A 25,481-nucleotide genomic window follows, 5' to 3' on the forward strand; every position below is an offset into this window, starting at 1 on the left:
CCCTTTTAGTTGTTTTTATTTAATTGCTGCTTTAATTAATGTATCTAAGAATCCTGAGAATATCAAGAAACTAATCGCTACGGCATGGAATGTTAAGAAAATAGCTAACCAGTGCGTTGCTTTGTTACTTGGAATTGACTTGCGGTGTTTCTTCTTAAATCGTAACCATGCATCAGTTAAACAAATTAAAGCTGCATGATAAATCCCGTAAACAAGATAGAACCATGTTAAACCGTGCCAAACTCCCATTAATAAGAATAACGCAAAGTAACCGACATTTGAAGCAACAATTCTACTTTTAAATACTTTCTTCTTGATCAATGTAAACATCAAACGCATGTAGACATAATCACGGAACCAAAATGACAATGACATATGCCAACGATTCCAAAATTCTTTAATATTATGACTTAAGAATGGCTTATTAAAGTTAACAGGTGTTTCATATCCCATTAGGTTACTTGTTCCTACTGCGAATAAGCTATAACCTGCAAAATCAAAGAATAAATATAAAGTGTAAACATACATGGTACCTATTAAGCCTAAAGATAGGCCGCCTTGTTCTAAAGCGAAACTTTGAACTTTAGGCAATAACTGAATCCCTAAGATGTAGCCAATGATGAACTTGTAAAGAAAACCTAAGAAATACATCTGAATTCCTTTACCAACTAACTCAACATATTTCTCTGGATCCGGTGGATTAAGTAACTCTTTTTCAAAACGTCTATAACGGTCAATCGGACCAGACGAAATGGTTGGAAAGAATAGCAAGAACTGTAAGTAACGTCCCACATGGTACTCTTTAATTAATCCATCTCTGATTTCCATAATCATCTGAACAGCCTTAAATGTCAGGTAAGATATCCCTAAGAATCCCATAAAGCTTGCAACACTTTTAATATCGGGATTGGCTTCTACTACATTTTTAAATAGGTTTCGTTCTAATAAAAACGGAATAATTTTAACTAAAAATAATGGTAAAATTGCTAAACATACAGCGGTATAGAACCCACCGTTGCTATTTTTCTTCTGTCGATGTCCAAAATACCAATACACTAAGAGTGTTTGCCAAGCAATATAAATTAATAAGGCAATACCTTGTCTTAAGTTTGGACCAGCAAAACTAATCCATAAAAACAAAGCTGTTAAAATATTTTGATACCACATCATACGTTTGCCACGTAATAACTGAATCACTAATGGCAGTAAGGCTACCGCTAATAGGATAAAATAATACGGATTTTCGTATGGCGAAAGGTAAACCATCTTAGTTGATAATTTATGCAAACTATCTAACATTAACCGTTCACCTCATTTATCAAGCCTTTACGGTCTACTTTTCCATTTTGAGTCAACGGTAAAGCATCAACATAGACATACTTTTGAGGAATCATGTAATCCATGACGCGCTCTTTTAATTCTTCTTTAATTGCTTTAGATAATTGATAGGGCTTCTCAAAATCATGCTCATTAGCCACGATATAGGCCACTAATTGCTGTACTTTATGTTCATGATACTTCGGAACAACTGTCGCCGCCTTAACATAAGATACTTCGGACAAATGATGATCGATATCTTCTAATTCAATACGATAACCATGTAACTTCACTTGGAAGTCCATGCGTCCTTGGTAATATAGAACATCTTCTTTAAATAAACCCGCATCCCCTGTTCGATAAGCTTGTTGCCCCTCATATACATAGAAAGCTTCGGTTGTTTTTTCTTCATTATTAAAGTAACCCTTAGAAACACTAGGTCCTACAATAACAATCTCTCCAACTTCCTCTTCAGGAAGAGGAACACCATTTTCATCCATAATATGAATAGTTGTATCGGACTTCACACGACCAATTGGAAGACGCTCATTTCCAGCTAATACTTCTGGTGTAATTTCAATTTCTGTAACAGCAACGGTTGCTTCCGTTGGACCGTACGTATTAAAAATTCTAGCATTTGGAAAACGTTCCGTTAACTTAGATGCTGTACTATGCGTTAGCTCTTCTCCACAGAATAAGAAATGTGAGATACTAGCCATTGCTTCCCCATTAAATAACGGGTTCATCAAACAAATATCAGCAAATGAAGGTGTAGAAACCCAGACATTCAAATTCATTTCAGGTAACACCGTAAATAACTGTTTGAAATCATTAATCACAGCTTTATGTAATGGAACAAGCTGTCCTCCCGTTAGTAAACTCGGGTAGACGTCCATAACAGACAAATCAAATGAGTAAGGGGCTTGTGATAAGAAAGCTTGTCCTGTTTCTAATCCAAAATCTGATAACATCCAATCTGTATAACTCACAAGGTTATCGTGACTGATTTGAACTCCTTTTGGTACGCCTGTTGTTCCTGATGTAAAGATAATATAGAATGTTTCATCACCTGACACATTTTCTGCTGTTAGCTCTTCTTTTGAGGGTGGTAAATTAAGCATATCCTCTCGACTTAAGACCGGCTTATCTTGAGAATCAACCGGCCAGTCCTCCCACGCAATAATCGCTGTATAATCTGCTACCTGTGTAATCAATTCAACACGATCCGCAGGCGTATGACTGTCAATCGGAATATAGGCATGACCTGCTTTAGCACATGCGATAAAAGAAACTATCATGTCATAGTCCAATCCACCATAGACAATAACAGGCAACCTGTTATCAAACTGACGAATAAGGTGTTGGGCTGCTTTATCTGAGGCCTCTTTTAACTCCGCATATGTATGCGACATCTCACCACTCTTGAAACAAATAGCATTCGGACTAACTTCTGCCCAATGATCAATTCGCTCAATTAAATTATTTTTTCTCATCGTTACTATCCTTTCTTATTCTATACGACATCTTTCATCGTTAGAATTCATTATAAATAAAACTACCGCCATCAATATGACTGAAATGATACAGATAAATTAATACCAACATCACAACAACATAAAAAATTGTTTTTCCAAAAAAGACAAGCCAGTATTGCACGGTTTCGTTTAATAGCTTTTCTTTAACTGTTTCAAGCATAATTTCTCTCCTCATCCAAGTTGGCATTGTTTATATACATTTAACATGTCCATCATTCACCTTTGTGATTTGTCTTTTACTTTTATAGTTTACTCTGATTAGACAAAAAACAAATCAAGCAATTGTCTTAACTTAAATTAAGACTTTAGTCTGAATTTGAACACTTTTTTCCTGACAACTCTATTAATTATACATTGAAAAATTATACCATATTTTTCATACTTAAAAACAAGTATTTTCTTAATAAGTAGCAATGTAAGGCGTTTCTTTACGAATTCTTTCTAGAAATATCTCTCATTCCTCTATTTTTAATTTAACTGTTATTTTTTACAATTGCTAGATACTTCTTGGACGTTACAATATAAAATATAAAATACATCAGACCCAGCCCTAAAAATATAAAATAAGTTAAACGTGTGGTTACGCCATAAATTAAAAATGATAAGGCGGTTAAAGCATATTTGGCGTGCAAATACGCAATAACAACCGGCGCTAAGAAAATGACAAGATTCTGACTATAAATACTTCTTGTAATTTCTGAAGAAGAGACTCCTATTTTTCGCAGCATTTGATACCTGTCAACCTCATCTTCAGCTTCTGATAATTGTTTCAACATAATAATACTTCCTGTTGCAATCAGAAATATCAAGCCTAGAAAAACAGCTTGATATACGAGTTGACCAAACAATTGGCGATTGGTTTCCATAACAGGGTAGCTTCCCATGAAATTATAACGCGTCAGAAAAGAACCCGTTCCATACTTATCCGTATTTTCCCACGAACTTTCTGTAATTTTCCCTATCACGTTGTTGCCACCTTTATCAAACCCTATTGTATCTGTCATCACTCTTTCTTTAACTTGAAAATCATTTGCGATAGAATCAAATAACTCTTTTTCGTCAAACTCACCCGACAGGTTAAAGAAAACTTGCTCTGAACTAATTTCTGTAGATATTTTTTTAAATAGATGAGAGGTTACAATAACTGTTGGTAATTTATAACGACTATACCTTGATCCACCAATTTTATCTTCACCAACATGTCTAACTTTAAGTTTTTTTCTAACTCCTGACAACCTAATAGAAGCTACTTCTAGTTTTTGAATTTCTAAATAATTCGTAACATTACGTGGTAAAAAAATAACATCTTCATCGCTTGTTAGCTTTGGAAATTGAGCCATATAGGGATTGATGTCACTTACTGCAAGATACTCGTCTTCAGATACAATATTAACTGGACCAACATAAGTTGAGCTGTCATTAAATGCCGTTGTCTCGTACTGAGCACCCTTAACCGCAATCGTCATTTTTCTATCTGATAGTTTAGCTTGTGGTGCATATTTCTTAATCAATAGTTTCAATTGATCAGCATCTTCTTGGTCCACAATATAATCTACAGGCCCTTCTGCTTCTGCGGCATTCATCCCAAACTCATACACATTAGCCGCTCCACCTACTGCTGCAAACGCTGTCCCAGAAAACACGGCAATCGTTGCAAGTAAAAATGCATTTCGTCTCAAATTAAAACTCAAGTTACCTAACGTCACCATTCGAATGCCTTGATAATACACTTTCTTCTGACCTTTTAAGATAGTCATTATTACTGGCAAAGTTCCTGAGAAAAAGAAATACGTCCCAACAACGGCATAGATTAAAATAAACAACACCGCAAACAGAAATCCCGCATCGGAATTCGTTTTTTTATTTAATTCGAGCATATAGTCAACCAAACGAGAAGCCTGATAATAAGAATACGTCAACAAAGCAATACCAACGAGAGCCTTCACTACTGTGTATAACGTTATACGCTTGTCACGGTCTCCTTTTTGAGTCGCTTTAAATAACACGATTAATTTACTACGCCAAATCGTGACCACACTCAGCATCGACACTGTTAGTAAGGACCACGTAAACATTGAAATCGTTTGATACATCGCTTTAACTGATAGTGACATCCCTAATTCTAAGGGCAAGGCTAGCACTTTTAACAAAATCATCGAAAATAATTTAGAAAATATAACTCCCAAAATCACACCTAAAATCAATGCACCTGCACCAATAATCATATTCTCTACTAAAAGCATAATTAAAATTTGATACTTTCTCATTCCTAATAAGCCGTAGAGAGCCAACTCTTTTTTTCGCTTTTTTATGAATATTCGATTTCCTGTAAACATAAACACCCATAGGAAAAAGCTAATTAATCCACCACTTAATTTCAAAGTTGCTGCAATGTTAGCACTGTCTTTCAACCTGTCAACCAATTCTGGATTTTGACTCATTGCCATAAAACTATAATAAACAAGTACTGCTACAATCATACTTCCGATATACATCTGATAATCATCAGATTGATTTTTTATTCGCTTCCATGAAAGCTTAAGTAAGGTCACTGCTTACGCCACCTCCAATAGCCGTCTGCATATCCATAATCTTTTGAAAAAATTCTTTACGTGTTCCTTGACGAACTAACTCAGAAAAGACAACCCCGTCTTTTATAAATAAAATACGATGACAATAACTTGCTGTAAACGCATCGTGAGTCACCATTAAAATCGTGGCTTGCTCCTTACGGTTAATTTCAGTTAAATATTGTAACAGTTCTGTTGCTGATTTTGAATCTAACGATCCAGTAGGCTCATCCGCAAAAATGAGCTGTGGTTCAGTAATAATCGCTCGTGCTGCTGCAACACGCTGTTTCTGTCCGATTGAAATCTCAACAGGTTTCTTTCCCAGTAGATGGTTGATTCCCAAAATACGAGTTATTTTTTCGAGACGCTCTTCCATCTCTAAAACTGGTACTTTTTCTAAAGCCAACGGAAGTAAGATATTATCTTTGACACTTAACGAATCAAGTAAATTAAAATCTTGGAAAATGAAGCCTAACTTTTCACGTCTAAACCGACTTAACTTAGCTTCTGATATACGAGTAATATCCGTTCCGTCAATCAACACTTTACCAGTTGTTGGGGTGTCAATAGTTGATAAGATATTAAGTAGCGTTGTCTTACCTGCACCGCTAGGACCCATGACACCCACGAACTCGCCTTTAGTTACTGAAAATGAAATCGACTCTAATACTGGTGTTGGATTAAACTTACTTCCATAAATTTTCGTCAACCGCTTTACTTCTAATACAGGATTCATCTGAGTCCTCGCCTCTCTTTCTTACTCTCTTATTTTACTATCATATCAAAATACCTAAGCTCACACCATGTTAGAAACCTACATTCTAGCTAACAATTCTGTCACATCAGCGGATTAGTTTCTTCACCTAACTGACAAATGGTATACTACTACCATAACCACTAGTTGCTACAGGAGGACCACATTATGTTTAAAATTATGATTGTAGAAGATGAAGAATCTATCAGTGAGCTATTAAGTGATTCCTTACAAAAATGGAATTTTGATACTTACTGCGTCACGAACTTCAATACTATTTTAGAAGAATTCACACGTTATTCCCCACATCTTATTTTACTAGATATTAACCTACCTATTTACGATGGGTTTTATTGGTGCCAAAAAATACGAGAAGTATCCAAAGTTCCGATTATTTTCATTTCCAGCCGTAACACAAATATGGACATGATTATGTCGATGAATATGGGCGGTGACGATTTCGTCAATAAACCGTTCTCTATGGATATCTTGATTGCCAAAATCAATGCCCTCCTACGACGTACTTATAATTATAGTGAGCAAACGAGTAATCTCTTAACTCACAACGGTCTAATACTTAATATGGAGAATAGCAGCTTTCAAGTTGAGGATGAGACCGTTGATTTAAGTAAAAATGAATTCAAATTACTTTTTCATTTGCTAAAAAACAACGGAAAAATTGTCAGCCGTGATAAACTATTACGTGCCCTTTGGGATGACGAACGATTCGTTGACGACAACACACTTACAGTTAACATCAATCGCCTCAGAAAAAAAATCGAACAAGCTGGTCTTTCAAATTATATCGAAACAAAAATTGGACAAGGCTACATTATCCCCTAACATAAGGAGCAGTATGGTATGACAATCAAACACTTTTTAAAAGATAAACGAGGCCTATTCAGTCTCTGGCTACTCATGACAAGCATTACATGCCTGGTCCTATGGTTAACACCAAACGTTCAACTGAATTGGGATGCAGTTGGCTATCTTGTCTTATTGCAATCCTTAGCCTTAATTACTTATTTAACTATCAGTTATCGTAAAAAAAATAAGTGGCTTAAGGCGTTGGCTAGTATGGAAAAGAACTCTGATTTCTTCTCTGAGTCATTAAACGATGCTATCACGGAAGAACAACGTATCACTCAAGACTATTTCAACTTATTACTAGCCGAAAAACAAGATACTCTTAGTCAATTAATTCAAAATCAACAAGACCAAAAAGAATTTATCGACAGTTGGGTTCATGAAATCAAAGTACCGCTAGCTTCTATTAAATTGTTATCTGATACGCTTGAAGATGACCTTTCAGAGGCTCACTATTATCAACTGCAAGATAACCTTCAAAAAATCGAAAGTTATGTCGAACAAGTTTTATATTATGCTAGACTGGACAGCTTTTCACGCGACTATTTAATTCAAGAAATCTCATTGAAACGTATTATTCAACCCTTACTTAGACAACATGCGAATTACTTTATCCAAAAAAATATTCGCTATGAATTTGTGGGTGAGGATCAAGATGTCTTAACTGACCAAAAATGGCTCGGCTTTATTATTAACCAAATTTTAAGTAACTCATTAAAATATACCCCCAATAATGGCGCTATTACATTTAAGTTGTCTAAAAATGACTTAGGCCAATGGCTTGAAATCACAGACACTGGTATCGGCATACCATTAGCTGACCAACGTCGCATTTTTGATAAAGGCTTCACTGGAGAGACAGGCCGAAACCAAACACACCACTCAACTGGCCTTGGCTTGTATTTAGCTAAGAGTTTATCCGAAAAATTAAATCATATGATTTATGTCTCTTCTGTTGAAGGAGAAGGAACAACCATCAGTATTTTATTCCCTACGCTGTCTTATTATACGAATGGACAAGAGGAGAAACTTATTTAAGAAAAAAGCGACACTCCAAAAATGGAGCGTCGCTTTTTATATCTCTTTTTTTATAGGTTCAAATTTTTGATCTGCATCCTTACATTTTTCCCAGATGACACATTTCCCTAATTTTAGGGATTCTTTCACATCTATAATTCGTTGGTTGCTACTGCCTCGGAATTGTAAGTTTAGATCCAACAAATCTAATTCAAAACGTCCGTCAACCAATATATCAACCTGATGCAACAAAGCAAGCTTGTCCTCTGATTCTTGAAGTAATTCATCAAAGGTATAACCTGACCATGCCCAAACATCTTTGGTTGCACCATACGCTTCCCTAACTCTTTTCACTAACGAAAGACAAACTTCTGTATTTAAAAATGGCTCACCACCAAGTAAGGTTAACCCTTGCACATAACTTTGCCCCACATCTTCTATAATCTGATCCTCAACCTCTTTGGTATAGGGGTTACCATAATTAAAATCCTGAATCGCTTTATTATAGCAACCCTTACATGCAAATAAGCAACCACTCACATAAAAACTACATCTCACACCTTCACCGTCTACAAAATTAAACGGTTTATAATCAGCATAATACCCTTTACTATAATTTTCTGACAACCACTCTTTTGGCTTTGGATTTCTCATACTGACACTCCTCTATCGTAAATTAAAAGACGACACACTGGCCGCCTTCTAAACTATTAATCTTTTAAATGTTTCACACGTGATGAAATCTCTTGATGACGTCCGTGAACCATTGGACGAGCTTGCGGATTACCTAAATAACCACAGGTACGTTTGACAACATCACACGTTTTAGGATCATGGTTGCCACAACTTGGACACTCAAATCCACGTTCTGTTGGTGAAAAATCTCCTTCAAAACCACAATCATAACAACGATCAATCGGTGCATTCGTTCCTAAATAACCGATACGATCATATGAGTAATCCCAAACTGCTTCCAAGGCTTTCGGATTTTGTTGAAGAACAGGGTATTCACAGTAATGAATAAACCCACCTGAACAATAGTTTGGATACTCTTTTTCAAAATCTAATTTCTCAAAAGGCGTTGGATTTTTACGAACATCATAATGGAAACTATTTGTATAGTATTCCTTATCCGTAATATCCTCAACCTCACCAAATTTTTCACGATCAAGACGGCAGAAACGATCTGTTAAACTTTCACTCGGCGTCGAATAAACACTGAAATGATACCCGTATTCATCGCTCCATGCATCTGTATTGGCTTTAAGATGTGACATAATTTTAATAGTAAACTCTTTGGCTTCAGGATTGGTCTCCCAAGTGCCGCCATAAAAACTTGTCGCCACTTCATATAACCCAATATATCCAAGTGAAACTGTCGCACGTTTATTTTTAAATAATTCATCAGTTTTTTGACCAGGAACCAGACGTTTGCCGAAAGCACCATACATATACAAGATTGGCGCATTAACTGGTTCAGCCTCCTTACACCGTTCTACACGGTAGACTAAAGCATCCTTAGCAATCGCTAGACGTTCTTCAAGGATGGCCCAAAACCTCTCCTTATCTCCTTCAGCTTCCAAGGCAATACGTGGTAAATTAAGTGTCACAACGCCTAAGTTCATACGTCCTGAGTTAACCTCTTCACCATTCTCATCTTTCCAGCCTTGAAGGAATGAACGACAGCCCATCGGTGCTTTAAAGCTACCTGTCAACTCAACTAATTTATCGTAATTCAGAACATCAGGATACATACGTTTTGTTGCACACTCTAATGCCAGTTCCTTCACATCATAGTTAGGATCTTCCGGATTTAAGTTTGTCCCACGTTTAATTGAAAAAATAAGTTTCGGGAAAATAGCCGTACGATGCTCTTGCCCCAACCCCTCAATTCTAATTTGTAAAATTGCTTTTTGGATTTCACGCTCAAACCAACTTGTTCCTAAACCAAAACCAAAGGAAGTAAAGGGAGTTTGACCATTCGACGTAAACAACGTATTGATTTCATATTCTAAACTCTGCATAGAGTCATAAATATCTTTTTTCGTTTTAGCTTTTGCATAAGCGTCATGCTGACTAGCATCTGGTATCCACTCCCTTGCATCTACTAAGTGTTTCTCGTAATTACACTCTGCAAATGGAGCTAATAACTCATCGATACGATCAGCAGAACAACCTCCATATTGACTAGATGCAACATTAGCAATAATTTGCGAAATTTGAGCGGCTGCTGTTTGGATAGATCTTGGTTTTTCAACATCGGCATTCCCAATTTTGAACCCTTCGTTTAGCATTCCTTTGAAGTCAATTAAACAGCAATTCGTCATTGGTGTATACGGATGGTAGTCTAAATCATGGTAGTGAATATCCCCTTTTTGATGCGCATTCGATACATGAGCAGGTAGTAATTTTAACCCAATTGATTTCCCAACAATCCCTGCTGTTAAATCACGTTGAGTATTAAAGACATCACTATCTTTATTGGCATTTTCGTTAACTACAGCTTGGTCTTTTCCTAAAAGTTTACCAATAGTAAAATTAATATCTGTTGCTTGACTGCGCTCAAAATCACGATTTGTACGGTAATTAATATATTCCTTAGCTAAGTCATACTCTTGTTGATCAAGTAACATGTGCTCCACAATATTTTGAATTTCATAAATTTTTACATCCTTTTTAAAACGAGAGGCAATCTCAGAAGTTATTAATGACATCACATTTTGAATGCGTGCTTCTGCCATTGGCGTTACACTACCAGTAATTTTACGTTCTGCTTTTAACAACGCATCATAAATTTTTTGGTCATCAAAATCGACTAAACGGCCATCACGTTTCACTACCTTCATCGCGCCTAATTCAACAGAATCCTTACCCTTATCCAACATGTCCATCAAACTCCTTCTTAGTTAATTCTATTGTTCATTCTACCTCATTGTGCATATAATTTCAATGCGAACAAATACAATATATAGACTAAACATTCGATTTATCAATCAATACCACTATATATAGTTATCGTGTGGAAACTGTTAACAAGTCCTATTAGGGGCGTAAGTTCATGTTTTCATTAACACTTTTCATATTTATTTCTTAACCTATCAATAAGATTTCCACATTTCATTTTACAATATTTATAACAAAAAAAGACCGATATATAGATAACTCAATCTACTATCGGCCTTTTATTTTTTCTGTTAAATCTCTTGCCTATTATTTTTTAATTGAATTTGAGCTTCCGAATGTGCGACAAGTGTCGCTGCTGTCATCGAACTACTCACATTGGTCATTGTTCTCGCCATATCAACAAAAGCATCAATACCAGCAAATATACCAACCAGCTCAACAGGAAGCCCCATTGTTAAGAACATCGCTGTCGCTATTAAAATCCCTCCACCAGGCACTCCTGCTGTTCCTAATGAAACTAATGGTGTTAATAAAACAAGCATAATCGCTTGTGAAACAGAGATACTTCCAGTTGTCGCATTCATAGCGAACACACCAAGTAACACGGGCCAGATACCTGCGCAACCTGCCATGCCGACTGTCGTTCCTAGTGACCCAACAAAGTTGGCAATCGTTGACGAAACCCCTACATTATCCGTTAAACACTCAACATAAAGCGGTAATGTGCCAGAGCTACTTCTTGAAGAAAAAGCCATGACTTGAGCGGGCATAATATTTTTAAAATAAGTAATTGGATTCATTTTAGCTACAACAGAAATTAAAATGCCTCCAGTAATAAACGTATGGAAAAAACACCCAACGAACGTTAAAATAATGACCAATAAAAGTGGTTTCAATACAGATGAATCACTCATCGCAATCGTATTAGCAATCAACGGAATAATAGCATACGGTAATAACTTAACTAACACTTTTACAATTTGATAAATAATAATATAAACGGCGTCGATCCATTCTTTAAATGCCTTAACATTACGTCCAGCACCATCAACAGCTACGATAGCTATCCCTACCATTATCGCAAAAAAGACAACTGGGATAACTTTACCTTCCGCCATAGATTGGAACAAGTTATTTGAAAATAAATCTGTTATAACTTGTGTTACTCCAGGGACTTCTTTTTGTGTATAATCAGCAGCCGCGATTAGATGTGTTCCTTTTCCCACTCCAGTTATAAGAGCTAAAAATAACCCCACACAAGCAGCTAATAATGTTTGAAATAATAACCAAAAGAAAGATTTAAGCCCTATTGATTTAAGAGCTGACAAAGATTCCATCATCGAGATACTTCTAATTAAGGATACCATTAAAAGTGGAATAACCATCATCGAGATAACTTTAACGTAAATTGTTCCTAATACTGAAAAATATTCCGTTTGGCCTTTAAAAATTAAACCTAAAATAATACCAATAACCAGTGATATAATTGTTAAAAAACTAAAACTTTTGCTCTTTGCTAACCATTTGATACCAATAAAACTACATAATCCTACTACTAATGCTACAAGATTCATCACATAACCTCTTTCTTTAACTGCCTCAACTTTCAAAATAGTTAATTTGTTTAACTACCTTTACAACTATCAAAGCATAACATAAAAGACAGTTAATTGTGAAGTTTTTAACAATTAATTTCATGATAAATTAATTAGGTATTATTATTTTTATTACATTTGTAAAAATAAATGAGTTCTAATTCATAATAAAACGCAAAAATATATAACAAATTCACATTCTTTTTTATCATTGTTTTTTAATTTAAGAACTAAAAAACACCTCTCAATTAAGAGAAGTGTTTTTAATATTAAGATTATTTAGCTAATGCATCTTTAGATTGATCAGCTAATGCAGTAAATGCTGCTGCATCGTTAACTGCTAAATCAGCTAACATTTTACGGTTGATGTCGATTTCAGCTAATTTCAAGCCGTGCATCATTTTGCTGTAGCTTAAGCCATTCATACGAGCAGCTGCGTTGATACGTGCAATCCATAATTTACGGAAGTCACGTTTCTTTTGACGACGATCTCTGTAAGCATAGCTATAAGATTTCATCACCTGTTCTTTTGCTGTTCTGTATAATGTATGTTTTGAGCCATAGTAGCCTTTCGCTAACTTAAGCGTCTTTTTACGACGTTGGCGAGTTACTTTACCACCTTTAACACGTGCCATGGTTATTCCTCCTTGATTTCTGTATGATCATCTACATGATCGATTTCAGTTTTAAATTATTTTTTTAATGCGTATAATTGTTGACGGATACGTTTGTAATCGCCTTTTGATACCATTGCTGATTTGCGCAATTGACGACGTTGTTTTTTAGTTTTTCCGTGGAAACGGTGACTAGTGAAAGCGCGGAATCTTTTAAGTCCGCCACCACCTGTACGTTTTACACGTTTAGCTAATCCGCGGTGAGTTTTTTGTTTTGGCATCTCTATTTCCTCCTCAAAATCTTTTTATTACTTCTCATTTTTTGGTGCTAACATAAGAAACATACTTCTACCATCCATCTTAGGCTTTTGCTCGATGTCAGCTAGTTCTTTTGTTTCGTCTGCGAAGCGCATTAAGACGTCCTGACCAATTTGTTTGTGAGTAATGGCACGGCCTCTGAATCGGATAGAAGCTTTCACTTTGTCTCCTTTTTCTAAGAACTTAAGTGCTTGGCGTAATTTTGTATTAAAATCATTACTATCAATTGTTGGACTAAGTCTGACTTCTTTCACATTAATCACTTTTTGATTTTTGCGATTTTCACGAGATTTTTTTTGTTGTTCAAAACGATACTTACCGTAATCCATGACGCGGGCTACAGGTGGTTTCGCTGTTGGAGAAACAACTACTAAATCAAGGTTTGCATCTTCGGCCATCTTTAAAGCTTCCGCTTTAGTTTTGACACCCAACTGTTCTCCTGTATCTGAAATTAATCGCAGTTCACGAGCACGAATACCGTCATTTACCATCATATCTTTTGCTATGGTCATTCACCTCTCTGTTGTTTATTACGAGTTTTAATACAGAAAAAAAGAGCCTTCTTTTTTGAAGACCCCCGCATACTTTCATTTTAATCTTTAACGATTAAAAGAAAAACTATCTAGCCCAGAGATTATTATCTACTAAGGCGAGAAGCGGGTGCTTCTGCTTAATTCTCAACCTCATAAGTATAGCAAGTTTTCAATATATTGTCAATAACTTTTCATCTCCTATAACGGATAAACTTATGGTACACTACTAGTAAATTTAAAAGGGGGCTCATTATGGCTAAACCTACTAAAGTAAAAATACCTATCCAACCAAAAGTTCCCAAAATCCTATCAGAAGAGATCTGTTATTTAGAAGAAGATTCTCTTATTACAGGACATATTGATGCGTCTTCTGATTTTAGCTGTCAAACTACTTCTTACCAAGCAATAGAACAGTCCCATTTTATAGGGACTCATTTTAGCTCTAGCTTATTTAAAAATTTTGAAGTCCAAGATACTATTTTTGAAAATTGTGATTTTTCCAATTGTGAAATGATAGGTTGTTCCTTTATACGTGTTATCTTTAAAAACTGCCGTTTAACGGGTTCTAATTTTGCTGAAGGAACGCTAAAAGACGTGCAATTTATCGACTGTATCAATGACTTATCTTCGTATGCCTACGCGACACTTAAAATTATCAACTTCAAAAATTGTTCATTAAAAGAAAGTGATTTTTACGAAATTACTTGGCAACATCTCACACTTAATCAATGTAACCTAACAGGTAGTAGCTGGTTTAATACTTCTTTAGCTGGCTTAAACTTATCCAGTTGCACCTTTGAAAAAATTGCCTTTTCTCCAGAAAAATTAAGTGGTCTAACAATCAGTGCCCTACAATCTGAAGTCATCGCAACAGAACTTGGCCTAACGGTTGAGTATTAAAAAAGACAAAGCTCCTACGAGCTTTGTCTTTTATTTTTCTAAAATCCGCTCGACAACACGTTCTGTTGCCTTACCATCTTCTAGCGATGCAAACTGATCGAGAAATTCTAATGATATTTCTTGTTGGTCTACACGTTTAACAGCATCAATTAATTCATCTGTTGTAGTTACAATCGGACCGGGAGCCTTCTTTTCAAAATCAAAATAAAAGCCTCTCAGATCATTTTTGTATAAATCCATATCAAAACAATGGAAAATCATCGGGCGTTTTAGCACTGCATAATCAAAGAATACGCTTGAGTAATCCGTAATTAATACATCACTAATTAAGTACAAGTCACTTATATCATTGTAACTTGTTACATTTTGAATAAAGTCTTCATGACCAATCAATTCAGATGTGTGCTTCACAAGATAATGGAGTCTAAAGATAACGTAGTACTCATCACCTAGCTCTTTTTTCATGTTTGTAAGGCTAAGTGGCAAATTAAAAGTAAAACTGTCTCTCCATGTCGGAGCATACATAATAATCTTTTTATCTAACGGAATGTTTAACGCTTTTTTTATATGATTAATATTTTCTTCGTTATTACCATTAATCAGATAATCATTTCTTGGATAACCTGATTCAATCATCTCATTTTCAAAATCAAAACAACGCCTAAAGATATTTGTTGAATACTTATTAGGAGAAATCAGATAATTCCAACGGCTTGATTCCAGTGAAAAAGCTTTTTTATACGGTATAGGTCTATTCCACGATGGATAAATATTAGCATCATCCATATCAATCGCTAGTTTTTTCAAAGGTGTCCCATGCCAAGTTTGTACGTATATCGTCTTTTTAGGTTTTATCACCCATAATGGTATACGACTATTAGAAATCCAATACTTTGCACGCGCCATTGTAAAGAACCATCTAATCGTTCCTTTTTTTATAATATTTAAACCTTTATTTTCAAATTTTTTTTGTTCTGCAACATCTACACTCCAGTAACATTTATATTCCGGATAGTGCTCTTTAATGTATTCATACATCGCTCTCGGATTGTCACTATATTGTCTTCCTAAAAAACTTTCAAATACCATAATTTTTTTATTAACAGGTACTACTGTAGCCAAAAAGGTACTTAATTTTTTTGCAATTTTTTCTGAACGCTTCATTTTTTCCTACTCCTTTTTACCTGTACATTAAAATTCTTAACAATAAACAGCTATCCTTAATATAATATCACTAGTCACTATATCAAGCAATACAGTAAGATGTACAATACATTGATTTTTCACCGCTTTTATAAGTTTGACTTTCCCTTTATATCTATTATAATTGTAATGTTAGACTAGTCTTTTTCTAGCTAATTTACATTTGAATTAAGCTAATAATCACCATCACTATATTGAGGAGTTCTGATAATGAATTTTAAAATCATGAAAAGACGTTTAGGTTTCATCGTAGAACCAGCGTTATCACCCATAAAAAATAAAGCTAAAAAGATGCTTTTAACTTATGCCCGTGCTTCAAAAAAACCGATTAAAAAGAAAACAATTTTATTTGAAGCTTACCTTGGAAAAAGTATGACAGGAAATAGCTATGCCTTATTCCAAGAAATATATCAAGACACACGTTTTAAAGACTTCACCTTTATTTGGAGCCTTGATTCTTTTGATTCAATACAAGTAAAATACAAGTCCGCTAAAAATGTTAAATTTATCAAACGAGAATCTACAGCTTATCCAGAAGCACTTGCACGTTCTGAATATCTTGTTACAGATACAACATTCCCACATTATTTTAACAAACGCACAGACGGGCAAACCTACATTATGGCTTGGCATGGTACACCTTATAAAACAATCGGAAAAGATATTCAGCACACTCCCGTCGGAGCCCATAAAAATGTTATGAAAAACATGCTCCACACTGATTATTTTATCTCCCCATCAAAATTCACAACTACAACTATTTTAAATAGCCAAGATGCTTATGACCTCTTTTCTGGTGTAGTTATTGAAACTGGTATGCCTAGAACAGATATGATGTTTGGTACAGACATTACTAAAATTAAAGCCCAGCTTAATTTGCCTTTAGATAAAAAAATTGTTCTTTATGCTCCAACATGGAACGACTTTATAAAAAACGCTACTGTCACAGGTGGACAACTTGCAACTGATGTTATAAATCTACAAAAACAACTTGGATCAGACTACTTGGTCTGCTTAAAAGCTCATTATTTGGAATACAACGCTATAAAAGAAATGACAACAGCTGTCACATTAATTGATAATTCCATCGATACTAATGAGTTACTAAGCATTGCTGACCACCTAATTACAGACTATTCTAGTATCTTTTTTGACTATCTACCCCTTCAAAAACCTATTCATTTTTACTTTAAAAATTATGAGGAATTTGAAAATGGTCGTGGATTTTACCTAGAACAAAATGAACTACCTGGTACTAAAAGTCATACTATAGAAGAACTAGCTACCGCTATATTATCTGAAAGCAACTCAAAGCCATTACACTATGAGCAAGAAATCAAACGCTTCTCTCCCTATGACGATGGCAACGTTTCAAAACGCATCATTGATAAAGCTTTCTTTAATATAGATTTAACTGTAGGTTCAACCTATAAAACTGTCACAAAAAAAGAAAAACTCTTATTTTACAGTGGTCTTTTCAAAAACAACGGTATTTCTGAATCTTTCATTAGAATGTCCAATCAACTTGATTATGATAAATACCATGTTACAGTCGTAGTCCCTACAAACCTTAAGAAAAATCCTGGTGCTCTCTATTTACTAGAACGATTACACCCTGAGATAACTTTACTATTCCCTGTCGGAAATCGAATTAATGCAACAATTCAAGATCAATACGGTTATAAATTTTTCCTTAATAGAGGATACAATGGCATAACCAAAAAATTCAATATCCCTAAAATATTCAATAACGAATTCCATCGTTTAGTAGGAAATGTTCACTATAATAAAGCAATAGATTTCAGCGGATATAGCGCATATTACGGTGCTATTTTAGGATTTAGCGACGCTGACCATAAAGCAGTCTTCATGCACAGTGATATGGAAAAAGATAAAGAACGAGTTGTTAAGAAAAAAAGACCAAATCGTTTAAACTTACAAGCTATGTTTTCTATATATCCTTATTTCGATAAGTTAGTCTCTGTTTCTGAAACAAGTTACCAAGCTAACCTTAAAAAACTAGGGGGCAAGCTCCGTGTTACTGATAAAATGACTTATGTTGTCAACTACTTGGACGCTGAACGTATTTCAGAACTTGAAGATCAATTTTCTGACTTTACAATTGATGGTCACACTTTACTAACCGATACTGTTATGGACGAAGATCCCCAAGGTGTTGTTATAGTTAAAGGCATCCCCGAACCTAGAACAACACATACCAATTATGTTACACTAGGACGCTTATCTCCCGAAAAAAACCAAGCACTATTAATTAAAGCATTTTCAAAAGTCGTAGAAGAAAAGCCAAATAGCACGCTCTATATTATAGGTGATGGACCACAAAAAAATTCACTGGTTAACTTAGTTAATTCTTTACAATTGGCTGATCACGTTATCTTTGTTGGTCATATGTCAAATCCTTTCTTCTTACTAAAAAAATGCGATATATTCGTCTTGACTTCTTCTTACGAAGGACAGGCGTTAGTTATTTTAGAAGCGCTAGCTGTTGGACTAAAAGTTATCTCCACAGATATTCCAGGACCAGATAACATATTAAAAGAAGGCTATGGTGAATTAGTAGAAGCCACTGATATTGGCTTAGCTAAAAAAATGATAACTGTTTCAGATTCTTCCACAACATACAAAAAATTTGATGCACACGCTTATGATAAAAAAGCTCTTATGATGTTCGAAAGTATGTTAGAACAACTTAAATAAAAAATAAGCCTACTCCAATTGGAGTAGGCTTATTTTTTATTTATCTTCTGATTTTTCTTCTTTTTTAACTTCTGGTTTTGGTAATAACTCTTTACGAGAAGCATTAACACGGCCTTGTTTATCGATTTCTGTAACTTTAACATCGATAACATCACCCATTTTAACAACATCTTCCGTATTAGCAACACGTTCATGTGCTAATTGAGAGATATGAACTAGAGCATCTTTACCTTTGAATAAGTTAACGAATGCACCAAATTTTTCAACACGGACAACAGTCGCCTTGTAAGTTTCACCTACTTTAGCTTCTCTTGTTAACTCTTCAATAATTTCGATAGCACGTTTAATCATTGCCGCATCAACTGCTGCAATACTTACGTTACCTTCTTGGTCAATGTCAATCTTAACGCCAGTTTCTTCAATGATTGAATTGATTGTGTCGCCACCTTTACCAATGACTGTCTTGATCTTATCAGGATTGATTTGGATCATTTCAATCTTAGGAGCGTATTCACTTAACTCTTCACGAGGTTCAGCAATCGCAGATGTAATCACATTAAGAATTTCCATACGAGCTTTTTTAGCTTGTGCTAACGCTTCAGTTAAGATTTGTTCAGTGATACCTTCAATTTTGATATCCATTTGTAAAGCAGTAATACCCGCTTCAGTACCTGCAACTTTAAAGTCCATGTCGCCTAGGTGATCTTCAAGACCTTGAATATCTGTTAAAACTGTATAGTTATCTCCGTCCATTACAAGACCCATTGCAATACCAGCTACAGGTGCTTTAATTGGTACACCAGCATCCATAAGCGCTAAGATACCACCACAGATACTTGCTTGAGAGGATGACCCATTTGATTCTAATACTTCAGAAACCACACGAATCATGTATGGGAATTCTTCTTCTGATGGAATAACTTGAGCCATAGCACGTTCACCTAAAGCACCGTGACCAATTTCACGACGACCTGGGGCACGAGTAGGACCTGTTGATCCAACACAGAATTGAGGGAAGTTATAATGATGGATGAAACGTTTTGTTTCCTCAGAACCTAAACCATCAATAATTTGGTGCTCACCTAATGGCGCTAATGTTACAGTAGATAACGCTTGTGTTTGACCACGAGTGAATAATCCTGAACCATGAACGCGAGGTAAAATACCTACTTCACTTGCAAGCGGACGAATCTCATCAATTTTACGACCATCAGGACGTACTTTATCAATTGTGATTAAACGACGTACTTCATTTTTTTCCATATCTTCTGCGATTTGACGTACTTCTTTCATACGTTTCGCAGCATCTTCTTCACCTGCGAATTTTTCTTCGTAAGTTTCGATGATTTCTTTTTTAACAGCGTCGATATTATCTTCACGGGCTAATTTTTCTTCAGTTTGGATTGCTTCAACCATGCGAGCTTTGTAAGCATCATTGATTTCAGTTTCTAATTCTTCAGAAATTTGTAATAATTTGATTTCCATTTTTTCTTTGCCAACTTCAGCAGCAATTTTTTCTTGGAAAGCAACTAATTCTTTAATAGCAGCATGCCCGAATAATAATGCACCTAACATATCTTCTTCAGATACTTCTTTAGCGCCACTTTCTACCATGTTAATCGCATCTTTTGTACCAGCTACGCTTAACTCGATATCTGACAATTCAGTTTGTTCAACAGTTGGATTCAACACATACTCACCGTTAATACGACCAACGTTTACTCCAGCAATAGGGCCATTGAATGGGATATCTGAAATTGATAATGCTAATGATGAACCTAACATAGCTGACATTTCAGGTGTACAGTTTTGATCAACACTCATTACAATATTAGTGATTTGAACGTCATTACGGAATCCTTCCGCGAACATCGGACGAATCGGACGGTCAATTAAACGAGCGGTTAATGTTGCATGCTCACTCGGGCGACCTTCACGTTTGATAAAGCCACCAGGTACTTTACCTGCTGCGTACATTTTCTCTTCGTAGTTAACTGTTAACGGAAAGAAATCAACATCTTTAGGCTCTTTTGATCCTACTGCTGCAGTTAATACAACTGTATCCCCATAACGAACTAAAACTGATCCGTTTGCTTGTTTGGCTAATTGGCCTACCTCAACTGATAGCGGACGTCCGCCCCAATCCATTGAAAAAACTTTTTTTTCTGAACTTACCATATTATCTTCTCCTTTTTAGGGGGACAGCAACTACTAAACAAATGACAGGGTCTGATGTAGTCAGATCATCTCATTTGCATAGTAGCGGTTATCGTCACCCTTTAATTATATATAAACGACTATCCCTTTGGAATACTCGCCTTTGTTCCATTTCTACTTTTACTTTCTATCTGTAAATAAAAAACAAAAGAAAGCGAGATTCATAATGAACCTCACTTTCGAGTAGGTTGTCAGTTATGATTAACGACGTAAACCTAATTTTTGGATTAATTCGCGGTAACGAGCTACATCGTTGTTACGTAAGTAAGCTAATAGGTTACGACGGTGTCCAACTTTTTTCATTAAACCACGGTATGAATGGTGATCTTTTTTGTGTGTTTGAGAATGCTCATTTAGGTGATTGATTTCAGCAGTTAATACAGCGATTTGTACTTCTGGTGAACCAGTATCTCCTTCTTTACGTGCGTACTCTTTGATGATTTCATTTTTTTGCTCTTTTGACATTGCCATGTGTATCCACCTCTTTCTATAGTTTCACCCGAAAACTGAGTAAACCGTTGGTGACTCGATAAACCAAGTAGTGGGTCATACGAGTTAAATCGTACATTCTTACTTTACCTTAAGCCCTATCTAAATGCAAGTTAAAATCCCTATTTCTCCCCTTTTTTAGTCGACAATAACTTCAGCCACTTTTTATTCTTTTTTCACTATTTTATGATACAATATAGTGATGAAAAATGACGTACAACTATATTTTTTACGTCATTTAAAGAATAAGGAGAGATACTAATTATGATTACAATGAAGGATATTATCCGTGAAGGTAACCCCACACTTAGAGAAGTTGTTCCAGAAGTTGAACTACCTCTATCTGACGACGATAAAACTCTAGCCGATGAGATGTTAACATTCTTAAAGAATAGTCAAGATCCCGAAATCGCTGAAAAGTATAACTTACGTGGTGGTGTTGGTCTTGCTGCCCCTCAACTTGATAAGAAAAAACGCATGATTGCTGTTCACATTCCCAACATGGACCCTGAAATTAACGAACCCACTTTTAGCGATGTGATGATTAATCCTAAAATCATTAGCCATACTGTTCAAGATGCTTGCCTGCGTGATGGTGAAGGTTGCTTATCAGTAGATCGTGAAGTTCCTGGCTATGTTGTCCGACATGCACGTATTACAGTAACTTATACTGATGTTAACGGCGAAACGCAAAAGAAAAAATTCAAAAACTACGATGCTATTGTTATCCAACATGAAATTGACCATTTAAATGGTGTCATGTTCTACGATCACATCAACAAAGTTCAACCTTTCGCAATTAACAAAGATGTTTTAATTATTGACTAAATAAAAAGACGCTCCCTTTTGCGGAAGCGTCTTTTTTATTTCTGAATTAGACCATGCTCAATAGCTGCATGCAAAATGCCATGTTCATCATTACTCTTAGTTATATAGTCTCCATGCCCTTTTACTAAGTCAGAGGCATTTCCCATTACAACACCTAAACCTGCAAGATTTAGCATTTCAATGTCATTTTCACCATCACCAAATGCAATAATATCTTTTTCAGAAATTCCTTTATCTTTAGCAATAACTTTTAAGGTTTCTGCTTTTGAACCATGTTTTGAAACGACATCTACCCCGTCAGATACCCAACGTGTAAATCTTAATTTATCAAGTAACGGTGTGAAAAATTCCTCTTGATCAGCTTTACAGAACATAATAGCTTGATAAATCGCTTTTTCCTTATCAATATCAAATTCAAATGATGGTTTGAAATGCTCATATCCTACTTTTTTCTGACGATCACTTTGTTCTCTAAATTCTTTTTGTTGTTTCACTTCACGCTCTGTTTGATAGAGAATGTCTATATTTTTTTCATTTGCCATCGCAACGATTTCTTTTAACTCTTCTTTATCAATAGGAAAACTATGAGATAACTCATGATTTTCATACGCATATGCTCCATTACACAATATGTAATTTTTAACACCTAATTCTTTAAGTGCTTCTTGGGCAGTAAAATAACTACGTCCAGTCGCAACCGTTACATAATGGCCTGCTTCTTCTAATTCTCTCAACACACGTAAACTACTATCCAAAATTTTACGATCTGATGTGTACAATGTCCCATCAATATCAAATGCTATTAATTTTTTAGTCATACCTTGTCCATTCCCCTTACTTTTCTATCTATTATTGAAAATACTTTACTCATTTTGACTTGCCTCTTTATGGTATGCTAAATCACTTTATGATGCAACTTTTCCACCGTAAAACAAAAAAACAGCCTAGTATGTACTCGACTGTTTTTTATTCTATATAAATAATGCAACAACTTTTAAAGTAAGCGGCGCAGCGACCACCGTCACGACACCCGCTACACCAATCGCTAAGCCTGACATTGCTCCTTCAACTGTTCCAAGCTCCATCGCTTTAGAGGTGCCAATCGCATGGGCTGATGTTCCTAACGCTATTCCTTTAGCAACCGGCTCTTCAATTTTTGCCCACTTAAGAACGGTAGGTCCAATAATTGCACCCATGATACCCGAGATGATTACTACAATAATAGTAATCGTTGGAATGCCACCCATTTTAACGGCAATCTCTGATGCGATTGCTGTTGTGACAGATTTGGGCAATACCGACGCCGTTAATTCTGGACTATATTTAAATAAAATAGCCGTAATAGCTGTAATAAATGTACTGAAAAATGAGCCTACAATAATTCCTGCCATGATTGAACGCACATGGTATTTTAACAAATGAAATGATTTATACAATGGAATAGCTATAGCTACAGTCGCTGGTGCAATTAACATTGTTAAGATACTGCCGCCACGATTATAATTTTCATATGGAATGTTTGTTAGCTTTAAAAATGCAATCACTACTAAGATAGAGACAATCAGCGGATTAAAAATCGGTAACTTTAACTTAGCTGCTAATTCTCTCGCTAATAAAAATACAGCAATCGATAAAACTAAACCAAATAAATAATTACTCGTCAATTCTTGTAACATGCCCATGCTCCTCCTCTTCGTTTAACCCTGCTAAATCACCTTCATATTTCCGTTTAACAAATTGAACGACACGACCAACGACCGCCATTGTTAAACCTGTTAATACAATAGTCATCAATAACAGACTAAACCAATTATCCTTAACCAAATCGAAATCGACCATAATACCGACTCCTGCTGGTAAAAATAAAATACTTAAATTATCTAATAAGAAGGTCCCAACCGTATCAACATCATCTACTTTCACAAACTTAAAGTACAGAGCTGCGAATAGTAAAAGCATGCCAATCACACTTCCGGGGATAGGTAATTTAAATAGCTTTGATACAATTTCCCCTAAATAAGAAAAACTAATAATCAATAAAAACTCTTTAAACAACTTCATTTTCTCTCCTCCTAACGTTCTCATTTATTATATAGCAGAATTACTTCACATGAAACGTTATTTTAAAGGTTTTATATTAACAATCCCTTATACAAACCATTGTGACTCACTACACTAAGCCTTTGTGAAAACCCTTACTTTAAAAGTATAATACCATGGAGAAATTTACTCATTTTTTTAAAATAGAACCTGATACTAACCCTTGATATTTCACTATTACTATCGTATAATAGACTTTGTGTAAAATAAGCAGCTAGAAAATAAGTAACTCGTCAACAGTTTAGCGCCCGAGAGGTTCAATTGCGTAACCACGGCTGCAACGGTGAAGATTGAAGGTTGAACTGAACGAATACTAATATTTTCAAGAAATTATTTTACTCCAAAAAAACATTATTGGAGGAATTATATTATGTCACGTTATACAGGACCAAGTTGGAAAATTTCACGTCGTTTAGGAATCTCATTATCAGGAACAGGGAAAGAGTTAGCTCGTCGCCCTTACGCTCCAGGTCAACACGGACCAAACAGCCGCGGTAAAAAATCAGAATACGGTTTACAAATGGCTGAAAAACAAAAATTACGTAACATGTACGGAATGAACGAACGTCAATTCGTTAACACATTCGTTAAAGCTGGAAAAATTAAAGAAGGTAAACACGGTGTTAACTTCATGATCTTATTAGAACAACGTTTAGATAATGTTGTTTACCAATTAGGTTTAGCTACTACTCGTCGTCAAGCACGTCAATTAGTAAACCACGGTCATATCATGGTTGATGGCAAACGCGTTGATATCCCTTCATACCAAGTAGCAGTTGGTCAAGTGATCTCATTACGTGAAAAATCACAAAACTTAACAATCGTTAAAGGTGCTTTAGAAACTGCTCTAGGACGCCCTGCTTACGTTACTTTTGATGAAGAAAAATTAGAAGGTAGCTTATCTCGCTTACCTGAACGCGAAGAATTATCTCAAGAAATTGATGAGTCATTCATCGTTGAATTCTACAACAAAAAACTTTAAGATCCGTCTTACAAGTTACA

Annotated in this window: 23 protein-coding genes; 6 read left to right on the forward strand and 17 right to left on the reverse strand. The window is 35.4% G+C overall.

Annotated elements, in window-relative coordinates; all coding sequences use genetic code 11:
* Window positions 1-15 precede the first annotated feature (15 nt).
* The 5 genes from dltB to OL233_RS04875 all read right to left on the reverse strand — a co-directional run bounded on the left by dltB (window position 16) and on the right by OL233_RS04875 (window position 6,158).
* A complete protein-coding gene (gene dltB, locus OL233_RS04855) occupies window positions 16-1,299 on the reverse strand; it encodes a D-alanyl-lipoteichoic acid biosynthesis protein DltB (RefSeq protein ID WP_275471246.1) in 1,284 nt (427 codons plus the stop codon).
* A complete protein-coding gene (dltA, locus tag OL233_RS04860) occupies window positions 1,299-2,810 on the reverse strand; it encodes a D-alanine--poly(phosphoribitol) ligase subunit DltA (RefSeq protein ID WP_275471247.1) in 1,512 nt (503 codons plus the stop codon). Before dltA ends, dltB begins: the two co-directional genes overlap by 1 nt.
* A gap of 40 nt (window positions 2,811-2,850) precedes the next feature.
* Window positions 2,851-3,012, reverse strand: a complete 162-nt coding sequence (locus OL233_RS04865; RefSeq protein ID WP_275471248.1) for a teichoic acid D-Ala incorporation-associated protein DltX — start codon at window positions 3,010-3,012, stop codon at window positions 2,851-2,853.
* 313 nt (window positions 3,013-3,325) lie between these two features.
* Window positions 3,326-5,404: an ABC transporter permease gene (locus tag OL233_RS04870; RefSeq protein ID WP_275471249.1), complete on the reverse strand. Its 2,079-nt coding sequence runs from the start codon at window positions 5,402-5,404 to the stop codon at window positions 3,326-3,328.
* Window positions 5,391-6,158, reverse strand: a complete 768-nt coding sequence (locus OL233_RS04875) for an ABC transporter ATP-binding protein (protein WP_275471250.1) — start codon at window positions 6,156-6,158, stop codon at window positions 5,391-5,393. The genes OL233_RS04870 and OL233_RS04875 overlap by 14 nt, the downstream gene beginning before the upstream one ends.
* 186 nt (window positions 6,159-6,344) lie before the next feature.
* Here OL233_RS04875 and OL233_RS04880 point away from each other — a divergent pair, with 186 nt between their 5' ends.
* Window positions 6,345-7,019 (forward strand): response regulator transcription factor, encoded by a 675-nt coding sequence (locus tag OL233_RS04880; RefSeq protein WP_275471251.1) that lies wholly within the window; start codon window positions 6,345-6,347, stop codon window positions 7,017-7,019.
* Window positions 7,020-7,037: 18 nt separating this feature from the next.
* Window positions 7,038-8,081, forward strand: coding sequence for a sensor histidine kinase (locus tag OL233_RS04885; protein ID WP_275471252.1), 1,044 nt, complete (start codon window positions 7,038-7,040; stop codon window positions 8,079-8,081).
* A gap of 36 nt (window positions 8,082-8,117) precedes the next feature.
* On the opposite strand, the gene nrdG is transcribed toward OL233_RS04885, so the two are convergent.
* From nrdG to infC, 6 genes are all read right to left on the reverse strand, one after another.
* Entirely contained in the window at window positions 8,118-8,714 is a 597-nt protein-coding gene (nrdG, locus tag OL233_RS04890) for an anaerobic ribonucleoside-triphosphate reductase activating protein (protein WP_275471253.1), read from the reverse strand.
* Window positions 8,715-8,770: 56 nt separating this feature from the next.
* Window positions 8,771-10,945 carry an anaerobic ribonucleoside-triphosphate reductase gene (nrdD, locus tag OL233_RS04895; RefSeq protein ID WP_437184404.1) on the reverse strand — a complete coding sequence of 725 codons (2,175 nt, stop codon included), beginning with the start codon at window positions 10,943-10,945 and terminating at the stop codon, window positions 8,771-8,773.
* Window positions 10,946-11,254: 309 nt separating this feature from the next.
* Window positions 11,255-12,538, reverse strand: coding sequence for a dicarboxylate/amino acid:cation symporter (locus OL233_RS04900; protein WP_275471255.1), 1,284 nt, complete (start codon window positions 12,536-12,538; stop codon window positions 11,255-11,257).
* Window positions 12,539-12,834: 296 nt separating this feature from the next.
* Window positions 12,835-13,194 carry a 50S ribosomal protein L20 gene (gene rplT / locus OL233_RS04905; protein WP_275471256.1) on the reverse strand — a complete coding sequence of 120 codons (360 nt, stop codon included), beginning with the start codon at window positions 13,192-13,194 and terminating at the stop codon, window positions 12,835-12,837.
* A 56-nt stretch (window positions 13,195-13,250) separates the two neighbouring features.
* A complete protein-coding gene (gene rpmI, locus OL233_RS04910; RefSeq protein ID WP_275471257.1) occupies window positions 13,251-13,454 on the reverse strand; it encodes a 50S ribosomal protein L35 in 204 nt (67 codons plus the stop codon).
* A 27-nt stretch (window positions 13,455-13,481) separates the two neighbouring features.
* Complete coding sequence (infC, locus tag OL233_RS04915; protein ID WP_126831677.1) at window positions 13,482-14,003, reverse strand: translation initiation factor IF-3; 522 nt, start codon at window positions 14,001-14,003, stop codon at window positions 13,482-13,484.
* Window positions 14,004-14,276: 273 nt separating this feature from the next.
* On the opposite strand from infC, the gene OL233_RS04920 reads away from it, so the two are divergent.
* A complete protein-coding gene (locus tag OL233_RS04920; protein ID WP_275471258.1) occupies window positions 14,277-14,924 on the forward strand; it encodes a pentapeptide repeat-containing protein in 648 nt (215 codons plus the stop codon).
* Between the two features lie 30 nt (window positions 14,925-14,954).
* Here the strand turns inward: OL233_RS04920 and OL233_RS04925 are convergent, their stop codons facing one another.
* Window positions 14,955-16,088, reverse strand: coding sequence for a CDP-glycerol glycerophosphotransferase family protein (locus OL233_RS04925; protein WP_275471259.1), 1,134 nt, complete (start codon window positions 16,086-16,088; stop codon window positions 14,955-14,957).
* Window positions 16,089-16,337: 249 nt separating this feature from the next.
* Between OL233_RS04925 and OL233_RS04930 the strand changes: the two genes are divergently transcribed.
* Entirely contained in the window at window positions 16,338-18,845 is a 2,508-nt protein-coding gene (locus tag OL233_RS04930) for a glycosyltransferase (protein WP_275471260.1), read from the forward strand.
* A 36-nt stretch (window positions 18,846-18,881) separates the two neighbouring features.
* Here the strand turns inward: OL233_RS04930 and pnp are convergent, their stop codons facing one another.
* Window positions 18,882-21,023, reverse strand: coding sequence for a polyribonucleotide nucleotidyltransferase (pnp, locus tag OL233_RS04935; RefSeq protein WP_275471261.1), 2,142 nt, complete (start codon window positions 21,021-21,023; stop codon window positions 18,882-18,884).
* Window positions 21,024-21,263: 240 nt separating this feature from the next.
* On the reverse strand, window positions 21,264-21,533 hold the full coding sequence (gene rpsO, locus OL233_RS04940; protein ID WP_275471262.1) for a 30S ribosomal protein S15: 270 nt from the start codon (window positions 21,531-21,533) through the stop codon (window positions 21,264-21,266).
* A 282-nt stretch (window positions 21,534-21,815) separates the two neighbouring features.
* Here rpsO and def point away from each other — a divergent pair, with 282 nt between their 5' ends.
* On the forward strand, window positions 21,816-22,379 hold the full coding sequence (gene def / locus OL233_RS04945; RefSeq protein WP_275471263.1) for a peptide deformylase: 564 nt from the start codon (window positions 21,816-21,818) through the stop codon (window positions 22,377-22,379).
* 35 nt (window positions 22,380-22,414) lie between these two features.
* On the opposite strand, the gene OL233_RS04950 is transcribed toward def, so the two are convergent.
* The 3 genes from OL233_RS04950 to OL233_RS04960 all read right to left on the reverse strand — a co-directional run bounded on the left by OL233_RS04950 (window position 22,415) and on the right by OL233_RS04960 (window position 24,440).
* Entirely contained in the window at window positions 22,415-23,197 is a 783-nt protein-coding gene (locus OL233_RS04950; RefSeq protein ID WP_275471264.1) for an HAD family hydrolase, read from the reverse strand.
* A 153-nt stretch (window positions 23,198-23,350) separates the two neighbouring features.
* A complete protein-coding gene (locus OL233_RS04955) occupies window positions 23,351-24,055 on the reverse strand; it encodes an LrgB family protein (protein WP_275471265.1) in 705 nt (234 codons plus the stop codon).
* On the reverse strand, window positions 24,033-24,440 hold the full coding sequence (locus tag OL233_RS04960) for a CidA/LrgA family protein (RefSeq protein WP_275471266.1): 408 nt from the start codon (window positions 24,438-24,440) through the stop codon (window positions 24,033-24,035). Before OL233_RS04960 ends, OL233_RS04955 begins: the two co-directional genes overlap by 23 nt.
* Window positions 24,441-24,849: 409 nt before the next feature.
* Between OL233_RS04960 and rpsD the strand changes: the two genes are divergently transcribed.
* Window positions 24,850-25,461 carry a 30S ribosomal protein S4 gene (rpsD, locus tag OL233_RS04965; protein ID WP_275471267.1) on the forward strand — a complete coding sequence of 204 codons (612 nt, stop codon included), beginning with the start codon at window positions 24,850-24,852 and terminating at the stop codon, window positions 25,459-25,461.
* The last annotated feature ends 20 nt before the right edge of the window (window positions 25,462-25,481 follow it).

Source organism: Vagococcus proximus, assembly GCF_029143285.1.
GTDB classification, from domain to species: Bacteria; Bacillota; Bacilli; order Lactobacillales; family Vagococcaceae; genus Vagococcus_D; species Vagococcus_D proximus.

What these genes read in the sequence shown, in the direction of transcription:
- rplT (WP_275471256.1), bottom strand. Translation starts at nt 13,194, where the DNA reads ATGGCACGTGTTAAAGGTGGTAAAGTAACTCGCCAACGTCGTAAAAAG.
- pnp (WP_275471261.1), bottom strand. Translation starts at nt 21,023, where the DNA reads ATGGTAAGTTCAGAAAAAAAAGTTTTTTCAATGGATTGGGGCGGACGT.
- OL233_RS04960 (WP_275471266.1), bottom strand. Translation starts at nt 24,440, where the DNA reads ATGAAGTTGTTTAAAGAGTTTTTATTGATTATTAGTTTTTCTTATTTA.
- dltA (WP_275471247.1), bottom strand. Translation starts at nt 2,810, where the DNA reads ATGAGAAAAAATAATTTAATTGAGCGAATTGATCATTGGGCAGAAGTT.
- rpsO (WP_275471262.1), bottom strand. Translation starts at nt 21,533, where the DNA reads ATGGCAATGTCAAAAGAGCAAAAAAATGAAATCATCAAAGAGTACGCA.
- OL233_RS04900 (WP_275471255.1), bottom strand. Translation starts at nt 12,538, where the DNA reads ATGAATCTTGTAGCATTAGTAGTAGGATTATGTAGTTTTATTGGTATC.
- def (WP_275471263.1), top strand. Translation starts at nt 21,816, where the DNA reads ATGATTACAATGAAGGATATTATCCGTGAAGGTAACCCCACACTTAGA.
- nrdG (WP_275471253.1), bottom strand. Translation starts at nt 8,714, where the DNA reads ATGAGAAATCCAAAGCCAAAAGAGTGGTTGTCAGAAAATTATAGTAAA.
- OL233_RS04950 (WP_275471264.1), bottom strand. Translation starts at nt 23,197, where the DNA reads ATGACTAAAAAATTAATAGCATTTGATATTGATGGGACATTGTACACA.
- OL233_RS04930 (WP_275471260.1), top strand. Translation starts at nt 16,338, where the DNA reads ATGAATTTTAAAATCATGAAAAGACGTTTAGGTTTCATCGTAGAACCA.
- dltB (WP_275471246.1), bottom strand. Translation starts at nt 1,299, where the DNA reads ATGTTAGATAGTTTGCATAAATTATCAACTAAGATGGTTTACCTTTCG.
- OL233_RS04885 (WP_275471252.1), top strand. Translation starts at nt 7,038, where the DNA reads ATGACAATCAAACACTTTTTAAAAGATAAACGAGGCCTATTCAGTCTC.
- OL233_RS04865 (WP_275471248.1), bottom strand. Translation starts at nt 3,012, where the DNA reads ATGCTTGAAACAGTTAAAGAAAAGCTATTAAACGAAACCGTGCAATAC.
- OL233_RS04875 (WP_275471250.1), bottom strand. Translation starts at nt 6,158, where the DNA reads ATGAATCCTGTATTAGAAGTAAAGCGGTTGACGAAAATTTATGGAAGT.
- nrdD (WP_437184404.1), bottom strand. Translation starts at nt 10,945, where the DNA reads ATGTTGGATAAGGGTAAGGATTCTGTTGAATTAGGCGCGATGAAGGTA.
- OL233_RS04925 (WP_275471259.1), bottom strand. Translation starts at nt 16,088, where the DNA reads ATGAAGCGTTCAGAAAAAATTGCAAAAAAATTAAGTACCTTTTTGGCT.
- OL233_RS04880 (WP_275471251.1), top strand. Translation starts at nt 6,345, where the DNA reads ATGTTTAAAATTATGATTGTAGAAGATGAAGAATCTATCAGTGAGCTA.
- rpmI (WP_275471257.1), bottom strand. Translation starts at nt 13,454, where the DNA reads ATGCCAAAACAAAAAACTCACCGCGGATTAGCTAAACGTGTAAAACGT.
- OL233_RS04920 (WP_275471258.1), top strand. Translation starts at nt 14,277, where the DNA reads ATGGCTAAACCTACTAAAGTAAAAATACCTATCCAACCAAAAGTTCCC.
- infC (WP_126831677.1), bottom strand. Translation starts at nt 14,003, where the DNA reads ATGACCATAGCAAAAGATATGATGGTAAATGACGGTATTCGTGCTCGT.
- rpsD (WP_275471267.1), top strand. Translation starts at nt 24,850, where the DNA reads ATGTCACGTTATACAGGACCAAGTTGGAAAATTTCACGTCGTTTAGGA.
- OL233_RS04955 (WP_275471265.1), bottom strand. Translation starts at nt 24,055, where the DNA reads ATGTTACAAGAATTGACGAGTAATTATTTATTTGGTTTAGTTTTATCG.